The 18,209-nt window shown below is 74.2% G+C and carries 7 protein-coding genes; all 7 read right to left on the bottom strand.

Annotated elements, in window-relative coordinates:
* Nucleotide 1: 1 nt before the first annotated feature.
* Nucleotides 2-1,378 (bottom strand): class I SAM-dependent methyltransferase, encoded by a 1,377-nt coding sequence (locus ABIA38_RS17175; protein WP_424639526.1) that lies wholly within the window; start codon nucleotides 1,376-1,378, stop codon nucleotides 2-4.
* The gene (locus tag ABIA38_RS17170) at nucleotides 1,368-4,193 is read right to left on the bottom strand and encodes an ATP-binding cassette domain-containing protein (RefSeq protein ID WP_424639525.1); all 2,826 of its coding nucleotides are present in this window, start codon (nucleotides 4,191-4,193) and stop codon (nucleotides 1,368-1,370) included. The genes ABIA38_RS17175 and ABIA38_RS17170 overlap by 11 nt, the downstream gene beginning before the upstream one ends.
* Complete coding sequence (locus ABIA38_RS17165) at nucleotides 4,190-4,984, bottom strand: ABC transporter permease subunit (protein ID WP_424639524.1); 795 nt, start codon at nucleotides 4,982-4,984, stop codon at nucleotides 4,190-4,192. The genes ABIA38_RS17170 and ABIA38_RS17165 overlap by 4 nt, the downstream gene beginning before the upstream one ends.
* The gene (locus ABIA38_RS17160; protein ID WP_424639523.1) at nucleotides 4,981-5,916 is read right to left on the bottom strand and encodes an ABC transporter permease; all 936 of its coding nucleotides are present in this window, start codon (nucleotides 5,914-5,916) and stop codon (nucleotides 4,981-4,983) included. The genes ABIA38_RS17165 and ABIA38_RS17160 overlap by 4 nt, the downstream gene beginning before the upstream one ends.
* 85 nt (nucleotides 5,917-6,001) lie before the next feature.
* Entirely contained in the window at nucleotides 6,002-7,567 is a 1,566-nt protein-coding gene (locus ABIA38_RS17155; protein ID WP_424639522.1) for an ABC transporter substrate-binding protein, read from the bottom strand.
* Nucleotides 7,568-7,641: 74 nt separating this feature from the next.
* Nucleotides 7,642-14,247, bottom strand: coding sequence for a beta-ketoacyl synthase N-terminal-like domain-containing protein (locus ABIA38_RS17150; protein ID WP_424639521.1), 6,606 nt, complete (start codon nucleotides 14,245-14,247; stop codon nucleotides 7,642-7,644).
* Nucleotides 14,244-18,122: an amino acid adenylation domain-containing protein gene (locus ABIA38_RS17145; protein ID WP_424639520.1), complete on the bottom strand. Its 3,879-nt coding sequence runs from the start codon at nucleotides 18,120-18,122 to the stop codon at nucleotides 14,244-14,246. Before ABIA38_RS17145 ends, ABIA38_RS17150 begins: the two co-directional genes overlap by 4 nt.
* Nucleotides 18,123-18,209 lie beyond the last annotated feature (87 nt).

Raw genomic sequence — 18,209 nt, 5'->3', positions numbered from 1 at the left:
GTCATCGGGTGACCGCGATGGTGCGGGTGAGGGTGTCGACGGCGTGCGCCTCGATCGGGGCGAGCGCGGCGGGCAGTAGCTCGGCCGCGGCGGTCAGCACCACAGCCGGGTCGGGACGTGGTGGCGTGGGCTCGCGGCGGCGGGCGGTGAATACGTGTTGTCCGGCGGCGGCCAGGGGGCCGGTCGGGCCCGGGTTCACCGCGACGTGGTCGAAGCCTGCCGCGTGCAGCGACGTGGTCCATTCGGCGACGGTCGGGAAGATCCGGTCCTGCCCGGCGCGGAAGTCGGCGAAGCCGGGCGTGGGCTCGTCGGCGCGTGCCGACATCAGGAAGTGCATCCCGGTGGAGAGCACGGCATGCTCGCGGCACGATTCGAGGAAGACCAACGTGCCGTCGGGAGCCAGGAGTTCGCGGAGGGATGCGAGGGTGCGGGTGGTGTGGCGGGCGTTGTGCAGCACATTGGCCGCGAGGATCACGTCGAAGCGCGGTTCCGCGCTCAGCCATGGCGGCGTCGGGGCGTTGATGTCGACCAGCGCGTAGCGCAGTCGGCCCGGGTGGGCGGCGAAGCGGTCCCGGGCGGCGTCCAGGAAGAAGGCCGAAACGTCGGTGAACAGGTAGTCGGGCGACCCGAGTTCGGCCAGCACGTGCTCCGTTGTCGCGCCGACTCCGGCGCCGATCTCCAGGACGCGCGGTCGGCCGGCGGCGGCGCGGGCCACGGCCGTGGCGGCGACGGTGTTGAGGTGCCGGCTGATCACGTTGTCCCGGTAGTTGCCGGTCGCGGTGTCGGTGGCCCCACCCTCGAACAGGACGGACTGCACGGTACGTTGCCCGCTCACCAGCGTGGGCAGCCCGCGCAATGTGCTCTGCAGGAAGCGGCCCATCGCCGCCGGGTAGCCGAGGTCGCGCCGGGCGGCGTCCGACTCGGCCATGGCCGCGCCCAGTTCGGCGCGGGTGACGGCGCGCAGTGGGCCGTGGTGCGACTGTGGCGACGCTCCCCCGAGCAGGCCGTGTTCGGTCAATGCGGCCGGCCAGCGACGGACGATCCAGCGATGGCGTTCCGGCGCGCCCAGCGCGGCGCAGATCTCGGCCGCGGTATGCGTCGTGCCCGGGGCGAACAGGCCTGCCCCGCGCAACGTCTGCGCGATGGCCAGGACGGCGGCCCGGTTCAGGGCAGCGATGGCCGGTGCCACGTCGGGGCCGGGGTAGGGCGGGCTCGGGGTGGGCGTTCCGGGGGTGGTGGGGCCGTCGGGTGGGTGGTGGCCCCGGACCAGTGCGGCGACGGCGGCGGTGCGGCCGTGGGTGATCCGGAAGACCTCGGCCTCGGCGACGTCGGGGAGGGATTCGAGGACTTCGCGTACGCGGAGCAGGTCAGCGGACACTGGCGGCCTCGCGGGTGTCGGGCGGTGCCACGGACAGGCGCGGCGGGGTAATCGTGGGCAGGCGGGTGCGCAGGTGGTCGCGGAGGAGTTCGGGCAGGCGGCGGGCGACGAAGGCGGGCAGCGGTTCATGGGCGAGCGGCGGGCCGTCGGCGAGGTCCTCGACGGGTCGAAAGCGCGCGTTGTCGGGCCCGGCGACGGCCAGCCGGGTGGGGTCGTCGAGGTCGACCAGGACGACCGCGTCCCGGGTGGCGGCGTCGAGGTGCAGCTCGTGTGGCGTGCGTGCGTGGGCGTGATCGGTCAACAGCGCGTTCGGTACGGATGTCGACGGGCGCGTGGGCGCCGAGTCGGCCGGGGCATCGACGCGCAGGAGGGCGTCGTAGCGGTATCGGGTGAGTTCGGTGTCGGCGGCCATCGTGCGGGCGCGCACCGAGAGTTCGACCCGGCGGCCGGTCCCGGACGCGGCCCGGGCGAGGGCGCGCGGGTCGAGCGACATCTCCTCGTCCTGCGCGGCGCGGACCACGGCACGACGCGCGATCTGGTCGGGCGAGGCGTCGGCGTCCCTGGCCCGCTCGACCCAGCGGCAGTAGTGATCGAGCAGGCCGGCCTGGCGAATGTCGCCGACCAGTACGTAGCCGCCGGGGGCGACCAGGGCGATCAGGTCGTGCAGCACGGCCCGCAGGTAGGCCAGGTCGGGGAAACACTGCGTCACCGAGTTGAGCAGGATCAGGTCCGGCGGCATGTCCGGCCCGAATGCCTCGGCCAGCGCGCGGGCCACCACCGGCGATCGGGTCTCATGCGCGCCGGCCCGGACGATCGTGGCGTGTGGGAGGTGTTGCGCCCGCAGCCGGTCGACGGCGGCGCCGGAGACGTCGGTGCCGACGTACGCCGATACCCGGCCGCCGAGCGCGTGGGTGAACATCCCGCTGCCGCAGCCCGGTTCCAGCACGCGCGTGGGTCGGCAGGAGAGCACGAGTGCGGTGGTGGTGTCGCGCCAGTCCGCCATGTGCGCGGCGGGCAGCGGACGTCCGGTGTCGGAGGCGAGCCACCCGGAGAGGTCGGCGTCGGCGGGGCGTTCGGGGCCGTCCGGTCGGTCGTACACCCAGTCGTAGACGTCGCTCCAGTGATCGAGAAACTCGCGCAGCAGACCGCCCGGGGCGGGCCGCACGGCCAGGGCATCGGGGTGCGGTACGACGACCAGCCCGCCATCGGGTGCGGACCCGACCTCGGCAACCCAGGGATGCGCGCGCAGTTCGCGCAGAAGGAGGGCGTCGTCTTGGTGGTGGGTCATGGGCTTCCTTGGGGATCGAACGAAGTGGTGTGGGTGGTCGGGTCGGGCCGGATCGGGTTCGTCCGGCGGATCCGGCGCCGACTCGACGAGCGTGCCCGCGGCCACCCGCAGGACGCGGTCGGCGCGAGCGGCGACGTCGGGATCGTGGGTGGCCATCAGCACCGCCAGGCCGTCGGCCCGAAGGCCATCGAGCAGATCCAGGAGGGCCGCTGCCGTGTCGGCGTCCAGGGCCGAGGTCACCTCGTCGGCCAGCAGGATCTCCGGCCGAGCCGCCAACGCCCGGGCCAGGGCGACCCGTTGCCGCTGTCCGCCGGACAACCGCCCGGGTCGCCGGCGGCCCGCCGCCGGGTCCAGGCCGACGGCGGCGAGCACCCGCAGCGCCTCGTCCCGGGCGGGCGTACGCGCCAACCCGGCCGAACCGCGCAGCGCACGGGCAACGGCGCCGATCGCCCGGTGGGCCGGGTTGAGTTCGTCGCGTGAATCCTGGCCGATGTACTGGATGCGGCGTAGGTCGGCACGCGAGCGGGCGGCGGCCGACACGGCCAACGAGCGCTCCTCGGCCCCGAGGTGCAGGCTGCCGGCACGTGGTGGATGCAGTCCGGCCAGCGCCCGCAGCAGGGTGCTCTTGCCGCTGCCGGACGGCCCGAGCAGGGCCACGAACTCCCCCGCACGCAGGGTCATTCCGGCCTCGTCGAGCAGCACTGGACCGGAGTCCGCATGGCCCAGTTCCAGACCACGCGCAGCCAGGACCACGGGCCCGACGGGCACCGGCGCGCGGCGCGGCGCCACACGTCGGGTCGTCGGTCGGTCGAACCGCACGACGACGTCGGCGAGTTCGGCGATCAGACGCCGGTCGTGGGTGGCCATCACCGTCGCCCGGGAGCCGTCGCGGTGTCGTTCGCGAAGCAGGCTCGTCACCTGCTCGGCGGCATCCCGGTCCAGGCTCGCGGTCGGCTCGTCCAGGAACACCAGCTCCGGATCGGCCACCAACGCAACGGCCAGGCCCGCCCGCTGCGCCTGACCGCCGGACAACGCACGCGGCCGACGCCCGGCGAGCGCGTCGTCCAGTCCGAGTCGGGCCAGCATCTCGACGGCCTGTTCGCGCGCGGCCCGGCGGTCCGGTCCGCGATCCGCGGCGGCCTCCGTGACCTGGTCGACGACCGGCCGCCGCGGGTCGAGCGCGCCCTGCGGATCCTGGCCAAGCAGGCCGATGTGGCGCAGTCGCCGTACCCGCCCCGCACGTCCGGTCGGCAAGGCGGCACCGCGCCATGTCACCGCGCCGCCGGTAATCCGCAGACCGGCCGGAAGCGCGCCGAGCAGCGCGCGCAACGCCGTCGTCTTGCCACAGCCGGAGGGCCCGACCAGCGCCAGCACTCCACCGACCGGCGCATGCGCGCCGAATCCCTCCAGAATCGGCCGGCCGGCGGCGTCGACGACGCATACGCCGTCCGCACGCAAGCCCTCGGCGCAGGCGGTGGAATCCGCCGCCGGGCCGACCGCGAGCGCCGCGGGTCCGGGGGAAGTCATCCGGCCCCCGTTCCCGTACTCGCCCGCGCGGCGGTGTGTGCCGCGCCGGCCACGGCGAGCGCAAGGACCGTGAGCAGCAGCGCAGGTGCGGCCAGGGCGGCCGGGTTGAGCGTCGCGCCGGGCAGGTTCTCCCGGAGCATCACGGCCCAGTCCCCCGCCGGCGGGACGGTGCCGCCGAGGCCCAACACTCCCAGTACGCAGGAGAGTTGCAGTGCGGTCACGAAGCGTAGGCCGAAGTCGGCGGCGAGCAGCGCGGACATCGACGGGACCACCTCGCGCAGCAGGATCGTCGGCAGCCGCTCGGCGCGCAGTCGCGCCGCCCGGACGTAGCCGGAGGCCAGTGTCCGGGTCGCGGCGTCGGCCACGATCCGTGCGGTGAGCGGTACGCCGGACACCACGGTCGCGGCGATCACCGCACCGGGGCCGGGCAGCGCGGCGGCCAGAAGCAGCGCGGGCAACACCGCCGGCACCGCGATCAGCACATCCGCGACCAGGTCGACGGCCCGCCCGACACTCCTCCGCGCGCCGGCTGCGGCCAGCCCGCACAGCGTGCCGATCACGCACGCCAACGCCGCGGCCGGCGCGGCCACCGCAAGCAGCCGCCGCCCACCCGCCAACACCCGGGACAACACGTCGCGCCCCAACACATCGGTACCAAGCAGGTGTCCGCCATCCGCCCGGGCCCACGGCACATCGACCGGAGCGGCCGGATCGTAGGGGGTCAACGCCGGCCCGACCACGACGACCACCACCGCCAGGCAGGCCGTGGCGGCCGGCAGCAGCCGCGTCATCCTCCCGGGCCGGCGCACCGGGCCTCCCGCTCCGCGATCAGGTCGGCGACCGACGACACGGCGAGTACGACCGCCGCCGAACCGACGGCGAGCAGGTGCACGACGGGGGTGTCCCGGGTGGCGACAGCGGTGACCAGCAGCTCGCCCACGCCCGTGTATCCGAATGTGGTCTCGGCCAGGGCCGCGCCGGCGATCGTGGCCGAGACCGCGACCGCGAGCACCCGCAGTGCGGGAACGGTCAGCGCGGGCGCGACCTGCCGCCGCAGGATGCGCCCGGGCGGCACACCGCGCAACCGCGCGTCGGCGACATGGGGGGCAAGCAGCACATCGGCCACGGCGCCGCCGAGCAGCGCGGTGGCGAACGCCGCGATGGGCAGGGCGATCGTGAGTACCGGCAGGATCAGAATGCGAGGCTCCGTCAGGGGATTGCCACCGGCCGGCAGCAGCGATACGGGTGGAACGACGGCGAGGCCGCCGGAAAGCAGCGCGGTCAGTCCGGCGGCCACCACGGGTTGCGGTACGGCCGCCAGCGCCGTGGCGAATCCGGCGGGACCGGTATGCGGGCGGCGGATGGCCCGGCGCCCGGCGAGCAGGCAGCCGGCCACGCACACCAGCGCGGCGCACGCGAGCGACAGTCCGGCCAACACCAGCGTGGCGGGCAGCCGTTCGCCGATCACCTCACGCACCGAACGGCCGGTGAGCAAGGAATGTCCCGCGTCACCGCCCACCAGGTCCCGCGCGGTATGCCACCAACGCACCCACATCGGCTCCGACAGGCCGCGCCGGGCACGCAGTTCGTCGAGTTGTGTGGAGGTGACCCGTCCGCCACCGAGCGTCTCCGCCGCATCACCGGGAAGTGCGTCGCAGGCGGCGAACACGGTCGCGGAGCCGGCCACGAGCAGAACCACCGCGCGCAGCAAGGCGCCGAGCACCCGCACCCAAACGTGAAGTCGCGGTCGCGGTCGCGGTCGTCGTCGCAGTCGCGGACGGGTCGTGCTCATCGGCGTACCCGGCGATTCACCCGGCGATCCAGGCGGTGTCCAGCAGGAACCGTCCGAATCCCGGCGTGGTGGGCATCCCGTGCACGGCCGCCGAGGTCAGGTCGAGCCCGTCGCCCAGGCCCCACACCAGGTAGCCGCCGTCCGCCCACAGTTCCTTCTGGAGCGTGCCGAGTCGGGTCTGCCGGGCCCGGTCGTCCCGGTCGCCCATCGCCTCCCGGAATCCGGCGTCCCACGCGGGGCGACGCCACGCGCTCTCGTTGCCCGGCGACGTGGAGAGCAGCGTGACCCGGGCGACGTCCGGGAACGGGATGCCGCCGAAGTAGCCGGTGTAGAAGTCGGCGGTGCCCCATACGGCGGTGAAGTAGGTGTCGGGCGGCTCGTTGCGGACGGTGACCTGCACGCCGATCTCGGCGAGTTGGCGGGCGTACAGGGTCGCGGCGGTGTCCATGCCCGGGTAGGACGTGGTGGTCCGCAGGGTGACCCGCAGTCCGTCCGAATGCCCGGCCTCGGCGAGCAGTTGCCTCGCGCGGGCCAGGTCACGGGGTCGCTGGGCGAGGTCCTTGGGGTACGAGGGGTCGTACGGCGTCGGCAGGTCGTTGCCGACGTTGCCGAATCCGAGGAACACGGTGTCCACGAGGGCCTGGCGATCCGCGGCCAGTTTGAACGCCTCGCGCACGCGCGGGTCGTCGAACGGCGCACGATCCAGCCGCATCACGAACGGGTACGCGGTGACCGCCGTACGCCGGACCACCCGCGCCCCGGCGCCTGCGGTCTTCGCCGCGGCGGGTCCGACGCTGCCGGCGACGTCCACCTGCCCGGAGGTGACGGCCGCCGCGCGGGCCTGGGGGTCGGCCACGGCGCGGATCCGGACTCGATCCGGGTGCGGACGCGGGCCCCACCATTGGGTGTTGCGACTGAGCGTCGCGGTCTGCGCGTCGGCCGAGTCGAGTCGGAAGGGGCCGGAGCCCGGCGCCGGGCGGGCGAAGTCGGTGGTCCCTTCGGGTACCACGAAGGTGATGGATTCGAGGGCCTCGGGAACCAGTGCGTCGGGGGTGCGGCTGACCAGGACCACGGTGTGTTCGTCCGCGGCCGTGGCGGCGTCGGTGTCGAACTGGGCGAGCCTGCCGTAGTTTTCGGCGGCCTTGGTCTGGATGCGGCGCAGCGAGTACAGCACGTCCGCCGCGCGCACCGGGCGCCCGTCGGTGAAGCGCGCGTCGGTGCGCAGGTGCAGCGTCCATCGGGTCGAGGTCGGGTCGGCGTCCCAGGACGCGGCGAGGCGGGGTGCGGCGCGGCCGTTGGGGCCGGGCACGGTCAGGACGTCGTAGATCAGTGCGAAGCGCTGGACGTCCGCTTCGTTGGCGAGTCCGCCGTGCGGGTCGTTGCTCGCGGTCGCCGGGCTGCCCGCGAGGGCGTAGCGCAAGGTGCCGCCGTCGTGGGGCGCGGTGCCGGTGTCGGCGGCCTCGGGGGCGGGTGCGTCGGAGCCGGTGGAGCACGCGGCGAGGAGGCAGGTCGCGACGGAGAGGTGCAGGAGGGTACGAACGGCGTGGTGTCGGCCGGTCGCCCGGGGTCGGGCGGTGCGCATGGGGTCCTCGGGATCGTGGAGCGGTATCGGTCGGTATCGGTCGGTCCTGGTACGGGGTCGGCGGCGACGCCGGGTCAGGGACGCTCGTCCGGCAGTCCGCTCAGGGCCAGGTCCACCAGCGCCGTCACGTCGCCGAGCGCGGGGTCGCGCAGCAGCGCGTAGTGGTGGGCGTCGACGTCGACGCAGCGCGGCGACGCGGCCAGGAAGGGCGTCCAGCCCAGGTCGTCGCGTCCGGGAACGTCGTCCACGCCCATGCCCGTTCCGCTGTTGCGCGGGGACGGTCGGGTGGCGCGCACGATGAGTGTGTCGGTCGTGGCGTCCTTGAGGAGGTGGGCGGTGTGTGTGCCGAGCAGGCGTAGGTGGCGGGTGAAGACGTCGATCCGCTCGGCGGCGGTGTCGCGGGCGCCGAGCAGGCCGGCCGCGCGTAGTCGGCGGGTGACCTCGGGGATACGTTCGGCGGGCGGCAGGGCGCCGAAGTCGGTGTCGGCGGTGGCGAGGTCGAGGTCGAGGTCGAGGAAGGCTTCGAGGGAGGCGAGGTAGCGCAGGTTGGGTTCGGTGTCCCGGGTCTGTTCGGGTTCCTCGGGGAACGTGTGGATGTGGTCGGGCAGGTTGGCGTCGAGCAGCACGAGCAGTTCGACACGTTCGCCGGCCGCGCTCAGTCGGCCGGCGATCTCGTGGGCGAGGATGCCGCCCATCGACCAGCCGCCGAGGGCGTAGGGTCCGTGCGGTTGGTGCGAGCGGATCGCCCGGACGTGCCGCTCGACCAGCGCGTCCGGTTCGAAGAGGGCTTCGGCGCCGACCAGTTGCGGGTCGGTCAGGCCGATCACCGGACGGTCCGTGGTCAGTCGTCGGGCCAGTTCGCCGTAGCAAAGCACATCGCCGCCGGAGGGGTGGACCAGGAACAGCGGGCGCGGATGGGTACCGGCGCGCAGCAGCAGGGCGATGTCGTCCGCGTCGGGCTCGTCGCCCCACGCCCCGGGGTCGTCCGCGAGTCGCCGCACGGCGGCCACGTAGCGGGCGAACGCCGCGTCCACGTCGGCCGGTTCGAGAATCGTCTCGGCGGCGTCCCACTGCAGCAGCAGTGCGCCGCCCTGTTCGAATGCCTGGTGGTCCAGCCAGACCTGCGGCGTCTGGCTGACGCCGTGTACCGGGGTGCCGATCCAGTCCAGGTCGTGGCCGCCGTCGAGCACGTCGGCCAGGCCGAGCGCGCTGGTGAAGACGACGGGGGCGCCGGGCAACCGGGCGGTGCGGACGCCCTGTTCGGCCAGGACGTCCAGTGCGCCGAAGTCTCGATGGTCCAGGTCGGCGAACAACCGGCGCTGCGCCGCGCGGGCTCGGTTCGCGAACGGTTCGGGGGGTGTGGGGTGTTCGCTCTCGTGCAGGAGCAGTGTGGTGAAGTCGCCGACCACACGGTTGACGTCGGGATGGATGGCGGGTCGGTCGAAGAGGGTGAGGTTGACGCAGAACCGTTCGTTGCCGGACCAGCGGGCGAGGGTTTCGGTGTAGACGGCCAGGAGTACGGCGGTGGGGGTGAGTCCGCGTCGTGCCGCCGCGGTACGCAGTCGGCGCCACGTGTCGGGCGCGAGCCGTTCGGCGCGGCGGGCGAATCGGGGTGCCTGTTCCGTGCTCGGATCGGGCGTGCGCGGCAGTTCGGGTGGGCCGGGCAGGTCGGCGAGCCGGGCCCGCCAGTACGCGGCGGCGGCGTCGAACGTGGGACCGGCTCGGCGGGCCTCCAGGGCCGCCGCGCAGGTGGCGAAATCGAGTTCGGGGAGGGGAAGCTCGGCGGCGGGGTGGTCGTGGAAGTGTTTGATCTCGCGGTCCACCAGCAGGTAGCTCGCGGTGTCGCAGACCAGCACGTCGAAGCCGGTGAACAGGCGGATCTCGCCGCCGGGCAGTCGTGCGGCGGTCACCTCGAACAGCGGCCAGCGGTCCGGGCGTGGCGCGCGATGCGACAGCTTGGCGCGCAACTCGGCAAGTCTGGCGGCGCGTTCGGCCGGGCTCAGGCGGGTGAGGTCGTGGACCCGGATGCGGTACGTCGGCACCCGGTCGAGGACCCGGTTGCGGCCTTCGGGGGTGATCACGGCGCGGAGCATCGGGTGCCGGGCGACGACCCGGTTCAGCGCGTCCTGGTAGCGGTCCAGGTCCAGTTCGGGGCAGTGGTGTTCGAGGAAGAAGTGGCACGCGGTACCGCCGTGCCGATAGCCGCCTCCGCCGCCGACCCAGTAGGCGTGCTGGACCCGGGTGAGCGGGAAGTCCCGTACCGCAGGCGACGCATCCGCCCGGGGTGCGGCCGGCGGCGCCACGGCGACCGGGTCGGCGCGGTCGAGCAGGCGGGCCAGTCCACCGGCGGTCGGGTGGTCGAGGAGGTCGGCCAGCCGTAGCCGGACGCCGAAGGTGTCGGCCACCCGGGCCAGCATCCGGGTGGCGAGCAGCGAGTGTCCGCCGAGCGAGAAGAAGTCCGCGTCCGGGTCCGTGACGGCGAAGCCGAGCAGGTCGGACCAGATGGCCGCGACGGCCTGCGCGCGCGGATCCGGTCGGTCGGCGGCATCGGGTGCGGGGGGAGGCGAAGCCGCCAAGGTCGGCGTCGGCGTTGCGTCGTGCCGCAGGCGGGCGGCCAGGTCGGCCGGGGAGACGGCGACCACGGCCGGGGCGGTGTCCCCCATCGCCGCGGCGAGCAGCAGGTCCAGGGCCCGCGTGCCGTCCTCGGCGCCGAGGGAGTGGGCGGCGGCGACGATACGTTCCCGGCCCGCCGGGCCGACCCGCCAGCCGTCCCAGGCCGCGCACAACCACGTGGTGTGTTCGTCGGTGTGACGGGCGGCGGCTGCCTCCAGGGCGCGGTTGGCGGCGGCGTAGGGGCCCAGGCCCAGGCCGCCCACGGCGGCGGTCGCGGAGGACATCGCCAGGACGATCGGGGCTCGGAGTGTTATGGGTAGTCGGGCGATGGCGGTGTGCAGTGCGTCGGCGGCGCCGACCTTGGCACGAACATGGGCGGTGATCGTGTCCGGGTCGCTCGCCCGCAGGGGCGCGATGCCTGTGGAGGCGACGACGCCGGCGGCGTGCACGACCAGGCCGGGGCGGCCGTGTTGTTCGCCCAGGTCGCGCAGAAGCCGGTGGACGGCGTCCGGGTCCGCCGCGTCGCACCCGGCGATCTCGACCTGCCGACCGTGTGCCCGCAGGTGCTCGACCCAGGCTCGCCGGTCCGCGACGGCCTGCTCGGGCGGGGTGTTCGTCGGGGCGGGGATCCCGGTGCGTGAGGTCAGCACCACGCGCGCGTGCCGGCCCAGGTGTTCGGCGAGGGTGAACCCGACGTCGCCGAGGCCGCCGAGAATGACGACCGTGCCGCCGGGCTCGACCACCGACGTGCGGTCGGTGGGCCGCCAGGCGGCGAACGAGCGGACCCGGCGGACACGTTGGCGGATCGCCACCTCACCCACACCGTCCCCGGTCCGCAGGTCGGCGGCCTCGCGGACGACCGCGAGCACGTCGTCGTCGAGCCCGCCGAGGTCCACCGAGCGCCAGCGCAACCCCGGAGTCTCCTGGGCAAGGATGCGCGGCAGCGCCCGAACCGCGGCTGCGGCGGGATCGAACACATCGGTGTGCTCGACTCGTTCGCCGTGCCGGGTGAGCACGATCAGCCGGGTCGGCGGGTGCGCCCGAGCGGCCAGGCCGGCGGCGAACCGACCGAACGCGGCGATCGCGGACACCACGGCGGGCGCGGACCCGGTCACGGCCGGTTCGACGTCGTGCACGAAGACCGCTCCCGTACAGGGGTGTTCGTCATCGAGTGAGGCCGTCTCGGCACCGGCCGCCGCAAGCGCGCGGCGGACCGCGTCCGCGGTCCGGCCGTTCGAGCCGCGCTCGGGCTCGGGCCCGGGCTCGGACTCGGACTCGGGCTCAGGCCCGGACTCGGACTCGGGCTCGGGCTCGGGCTCGTGCTCGGCGACGATCCAGCGTTCGCCGTGCAGCGTGGGCGCCGCCAGTGGCGCGCTCTCCTGCCAGACCGGCACCTGGAGGAGCAAGTCCGGCTCGATCGAGGGCGGTTGCACCGGTGCGGGCTCGATCCACAGTCGGCGACGTCGGGTCGGATGGCCGGGCAGGGTGACCCGGCGGCGTCCGGGTCGATGCAGGGCTCGGGCGTCCAGGTCGATGCCGTGCGTCCACAGTCGGCCGGCCGCTGCGAGGAGCCCTGCACGTTCGTCGGTGCTGCCGAATCCGGGGAGTGCGGTCAGCAGCGAGGGAGGTGGTTGTCGGCGTGCGGCCAGGGCGAGTTCGCTGCCCGGGCCGGCCTGGAGCAGGATGGCCGCCTCATGCCCGGCGGCGGTGCGCAGGGCACGGGAGAACAGCACGGTGGAGCGCAGGTGCCGGACCCAGTGTTCGGGGTCGGCGCGCTCCTCCGGGCCCAGTTCCGCGCCGGTGACGGTAGTGATCAGCGGGATGGTGCCCGGTGCCGTGCGCACCCGCCGTGCGGCGGCTCGCAGGTCGGGCAACACCGGGTCGACCAGGCGGGAGTGGGCCGCCGCGTCCAGGCGCAGACGCTTGGCGTCGACCCCGCGGGCGTGCAACTCCCGGTGCAGGGCCAGGATCGCGTCCGTGGGTCCGGCGAGTACGCATGCGTCGGGCGCATTGACCACGGCCAGGTCGAGGTGTGGATGGCGGCGGGTCAGGTGCCGGGCCTCGGCCTCGGACAGTGGTACGGCGAGCATCGCGCCGGCGCCCGCCGCGTCGGCCATCCCGGCGCAGCGCACGGTGACGAGGTGGGCGGCGTCGGCCAGGGTCAGGATGCCGGCGGTGACGGCGGCGGCGTACTCGCCCAGGCTGTGTCCGAGCACCACGTCGGGTTCGATGCCCCACGAGCGCAGCAGGCGTGCGGTGGCCACCGAGACGGTGAACAGCGCGGGCAGTCCCACGCGCGGGTCCCGGGCGGCCACGTCGGCGCCGGGTCGGCGGGGGTCGGCGAGCAGCAGGTCGCGGACGGGGTGCGCGAAGTGTGCCGTGCAGGCGTCGACGGCGGCGGCGAACTCGGGTTCGTCCCGGTAGAGTTCGGCGCCCATTCCGGCGTACTGGGCGCCGCCGCCGGGGAAGGCGAAGAGCACGCGCGGGGCGGCCGGTTCGGCCTGCCGTCCATCGGCCGCGCGCAGCGCCGTGGCGGCCGTGGTCCGGTCCGTGCCGACGGCGGCGATCCGGTGGCGCAGCGCGGGTCGGCCGGTGTGCAGGGTCGCGGCGACGTCGGCGAGGGTGTCCGGGCCGTCGGGGTCGGTCAGCACGTCGGTGAGCGCCTCGACGGCGTCCGGGAGCGCGGCGGCGTGGTGCGTGGACAGCAGGATGAGCTGTGCTCGTGGATCGGGCGCGACCGGTTCGGGTGCGGGGGCCTGGCCCAGGACGATGTGGCAGTTGGTCCCGCCGATGCCGAAGGCACTCACCCCGGCGTATCGGCGTCCCGGCCACGGTCGTGTCGTATCGGCGACGGTGAACGGCGAGTGGGCCGGGTCCAGGGCCGGGTTGATCGGGTGGGCGTGCAGGGATGCGGGGATGATGCCGTGGTGCACGGCCAGGACGGCCTTGACGAAGCCGGCGATACCGGCCGCCGAGTTGGTGTGTCCGATGTTGCCCTTGACCGAGCCGAGTGCGCACCAGGCCGGGCCGGTGGTGCCGAACACCTGGTGCAGGGCCGCGACTTCGACCGCGTCGCCGAGTGGGGTGGCGGTGCCGTGTGCTTCGAGGCAGCCGATGTCGGCGGGTTCGAGTCCGGCGACGACGAGGGCTTCGCCGATGGCGCGGGCCTGGCCGCGTGGCGAGGGTGCGGTGAATCCGGCCTTGTCGGCGCCGTCGTTGTCGACGGCGGACCCGAGCAGTACCGCCAGGATCCGGTCCCCGGCGGCGACCGCGTCGTCCAGGCGGCGCAGGACGACCGCGCCGACGCCCTGGCTGTGCACGATTCCGGTGCCCTGTGCGCTGAACGGGCGTACGTGTCCGTCGGCGGAGAACATCGCGTCGGGCACATGCAGGTAGCCGCGTCCCTGCGGCACGATCAGCGATACGCCGCCGGCGAGTGCGGTGTCGCATTCGCCGGAGAGCAGGGCCTGCGCGGCGACATGGACGGCGACCAGCGATGTCGAGCACGTGGTGTTGACCGCGAGCGCCGGGCCGGTGAGGCCGAGGCGGTGGGCGACGTGCAGTGGGAGGTAGTCGGCGATGCCGGCCATCGCGGCCTGCAGGCTGCCGATGGGATCGGTACCGGTACCGGTGGGGTCGTGGCGGTCGCGCAGGTTGTGCGCGAGGTAGGCGCTGTACGCGGATCCGGCGTAGACGCCGACGGTGCCCGCGTCGGTGCCTTCGCCGTGGCCGGCGTGGTCGAGGGCCTGGCGGCAACATTCCAGGAACAGGCGCTGTTGGGGATCGGCGAGGGCACCTTCGGCGTCGGTCATGCCGAACAGGTCGGGGTCGAAGAGGTCCTGGCCGTCGATGATCGCGCCGACGGGGACGTAGTCGGGGCGGCGCAGCAGGTCGGCCGGGACACCTCGGTCGGCGAGTTCGTCGGGGGTGAATCGGGTCAGACCCTCGCGGGCGTGGACCAGGAGGTCCCAGTAGGCGTCGGCGTCGGGGGCACCCGGGAATCGGCAGGCGAGGCCGACGACGGCGACGGCCGGGCTGGGCGCGGGATCGGGCTCGGGGTGGGTCATCGGGAGATCTCCTGGGCGCGGGCACGGGCGTTCAGGCGTGAACTCCGGGCGGGCGCGCGGGTCTTCGTGGCTGCGGCCGGGGGCGGGGAAGGGGGTGCGGCGCGGCCGATGTGGGCGGCGAGGGCGTGGGCGGTGGGGTGTTCGAACAGGTCGACGACGGCGAGATCGCCGGTGCCGAGGGCCCGAAGCCGGCGATGGGCGCGGACCAGGTCGAGTGAGGAGGCGCCCGACACGAAGAAGGAGGTGTGCGGTTCGACGGGTCGATCCAGGAGTTCGGTGAACACGTCGACGACGGCGCGCAGTACGGCGGGGTCGATCCGGTTCGGCGCGGTCGGCGCGGTCGGCGGGGTCGGCGCGGTCGGCGGGATCGGCCGGGCCGGGGCCGGGTCGGGGGCGACGGTCGTCGGGTCGTCGTCCACCCTCGGCTCGCCCTGGTGGATCGGGATGCGGAGGGCCACCAGGGCCCCGGCCAAGGCCGTCTCCGGCAGCACGGTCGTGCCGTGTGCGGCGGCGGCGGTGGCGGCCGTGCTGCGGGCCCATTCGGCCGCCGCGGCGAGCGCTTCAAGCGCGTCGAGCGGGTCGCCGTCGCGCCGACCCGGGCGCACCGTCAGGACCGGTTCCAGACCCAGCCGGTGGGCGTGTGCCACGGCGTCGCGCAGCCATTCGGCGGGGTGCGTTTCGACGGCCGGTTCGGGCGCCGCCGGGCCGGTGTTCGGGTCGTTTCGGGCGGGTTCGGCCAGTGCCGCGTGGTCCACCTTCCCGTTGGCGGTGACCGGGAGTTCGGCCAGGACGACATAGCGGGCCGGGATCATGTACGCGGGCAGTCGGTCGCGCAGCGCCCGGGTCCAGCGTTGTTCGGTGTCGGCGTCGGGGTGCCGGCCGTGTTCGGGTACCACGTAGGCGATCAGCCGGGGCCGCCGGTCCGCCGTGTGTACCGCGGCTGCCACGCATTGCCGCACACCCGGTTCGCGGCCCAGGACGGCCTCGATCTCGCCGAGTTCGATCCGGTGACCGCGGATCTTGACCTGGCGGTCGACCCGGCCGAGGAACTCGATCGTGCCGTCCGGGCGCCAGCGGCCCAGGTCGCCGGTGCGGTACAGGCGTTCGCCGAGGTGCGGGTGGAACCCGAAACGTTCGTCGGTCTGCGTCGGGTCGGCGACGTAACAACGCGCCAATCCGGCGCCGCCGATGTGCAGTTCGCCGGTCTCCCCGAGCGGTACGGGGGTTCCGTCCGCGGCCAGGATGCGGAAGCTCTGTCCGCGCAGCGCGCGGCCGTAGGGGATGCTCGTCCAGGTCGGGTCGACCTGTTCGATCGGGTGGCTCACCGACCAGATCGAGGCCTCGGTGGCGCCGCCGAGGCCGACGATCCGGGCCTGTGGGGCGAGTGCGCGCAGCCGGTCGGGCAGGGTGATCGGGATCCAGTCGCCGGAGAGCAGCACCAGACGCAACGATCGCAACTGCCGGCGGCTTCGGGCGGGTTCGAGTTCGGCGTACTCGACCAGCATTTCCAGCAGGGCGGGTGCCGTGTTCCATACGGTGACGGCGTGTGTGTCGGCGAGGTCGAGCCAGTGTTCGGGGTCGCGTTGCCGGGTGGGTTCGGGCAGGACGAGGGCGCCGCCCGCACCCAGCACGCCGAACACGTCGAAGACGGACAGGTCGAAGCTCAGTGCGGACAGGCCCAGTACCCGGTCCTCGGGCCCGATATGGAAGCGCTCGACGATGTCGTCCACGGTGGTGCGGGCGGCCCGGTGCTCGACGGCGACGCCCTTGGGGGTGCCGGTGGAGCCGGATGTGAAGATGGCGTAGGCGAGTTCGTCGGGATCGGGGCGGCGACGTGGGGTCTGCGGGGCGTCCGGGCGGGGCGTCCGGTCCGGCGGGACCAGCACGATCCCCGCCGGCCAGCCGGCGGCCGCGTCCGGCGTGGCGACGGCGTGGGTGAGTCCGGTGCGTTCGCACACCGACGCGACGCGCGCGGCGGGCCAGGTGGGTTCGACGGGTACGTACCACGCGCCGAGCGCGCCGACGGCGAGGACGGCGGCGATCTGCTCGCCACCCTTGTCCAGCGCGACCGCCACCGGGGTGCCGGCGACGACCCCGGCGGCGGCCAGGGCGGCAGCGAAGTCCCGGACCCGGTCCGCGAGTTCGCCGTGGTCGAGGCTGCCGGATCCGAGTACGGCCGGGGTGTCGGGGGTGCGCCGGGCCGCCTCGATCCACGGGTCGTCCAGGAGCGGGCCCGCGCCCGGGAACGGGCTGGGGGCGGGTGGTTCGTCGGCGCGGAACGCCGGGTCGGCCGCGAGGGTCGGCGACGTCCAGGCGTCCGGTTCGGTGAGCCGGCGCAGCAGCCTGGTCTCGGCGGCGACACTCTCCCGGATCCAGTCGGCGGGCAGCGCGCCGTCCACGACGTCCCACGCGACGCGCAGCGTGCCGCCGTCGTCGCGCACGATGTGGTCGAGCAGGATCTGCGGGGTCTGGGAGATGGCGTACACCTCTTCCCCGAGCCATTCGGTCACCCGCGAGGTGCCGTCGGCGAGGCCGATGCCGCTGGTGAACACGACCGGGTGGGTGGGCGTACCGCCGACCCGGCCCGCGTCGCGGAGCACCTCGACGCCGGAGACGGCACGGTGTTCGAGGTCGGCCCAGAACCGCCGGTTGACCTCGCCCGCCCAGTCGGCGAACGTCCACGGCCGGGACAGGTCGGGCAGCGGCGGCTCGACCAGCACGGTGGTGGTGAAGTCCCCGACGATGTCGCGGAGTCCGGGGCCTTCGGGGCGGTCGAACAGGGTCGTGTTGAGGCAGAACGGCGTCCCGGCGCCGCGCCGATTCAGGGTCAGTGCGAATGCGGCGAGCAACACACCGGTGGCACTGAGCCCGTGCTCGGCGGCGCGGGCCCGCAGCCGGGCCCATTCCGGTGTGGTCAGCCCGTCCTCGTACCGGGAGAACCGCGGTGGGACGCCGGCCGTACGCCCCGCCTCGGCCCAGGGCAGTACCGGTCCCGGGGGCAGCTCGGCGGCCCGACCCGCCCAGTACGCCCCGGCCCGCGCCCGGCGTCGCATCTCCCCCGGATCGGCGGCCCGTTCGCGCAGGAGGGTGCCGAAGTCGGTCACGCAGGGTGCGGGGACGGCAGTCGGGTCGGCGACGAGTGCGCCCCATTGACGCATGATCAGCAGCCAGCTCGCCAGGTCCATCGCGAGCACGTCCATGCCCACGTACAGCCGGGTCCGGCCCTCCGGGAGCAGTGCGGCGTGGATGTCGTACAGCGGCCAGACCTCGGTGGGGCGCGCCTGATGCGAGCGCTCGGCGCGCAACCGCCCGAGTGCCCTTGCCCGTTCCGCCACGTCCACGTCCCGTAGATCGGTACGCCCGATGCGGTAGGGACCGGGGTCGGCGAGGATGCGCTGCATCCCGTCGTCGTCGATCACCACGCGCAACATCGGGTGCCGGCGGACCAGCACGTTCCAGGCGTCCTCCAACCGCCGCAGGTCGCCGTCGTGGTCCGCGTCCGTCGCCGGGCGCTCGAACTCGTGGAAGTAGAAGGTCGCCACGCCGCCCAGCGGGAAGGACGGATCCCGACCGACCCAGTAGGCCGACTGGACCGGGGTGAGCGCGAACGTATCCGGCTCGGGCTCGACCGCGGGCGGCAGCCGGGCCGCCAGCGATCGGGCCGAGGCCTCCCCCAGGAAGTCGGCGATCGGCAGGTCGGCCCCGGTCCGTTCGCGCAACCGCCGCCGCAACCGCACGGCGGTGAACGACTCCAGGCCCAGTTCGGTCAGCCGGACGTCGGGATCCACGGCGTCGTCGATGCCCAACACCTCGGCCACACAACTCGCGACGGCGGATATCGAATCGGGGCGAACGGGCGTGCCGGATCGAGGCATGGAGGTCTCCAGGGCAGACGAGGCAGAGGGCGTCGGCGCGCCCTCGAGGCATGGGCCGAGACCGGCGGAACCGGCATGGCGCACCCA

The sequence above is a fragment of the Embleya sp. AB8 genome, from assembly GCF_049739465.1.
GTDB lineage: Bacteria > Actinomycetota > Actinomycetes > Streptomycetales > Streptomycetaceae > Embleya.
Note: the sequence above shows the minus strand (reverse complement) of the source record. Positions and strands in the feature narration are given on the sequence as shown.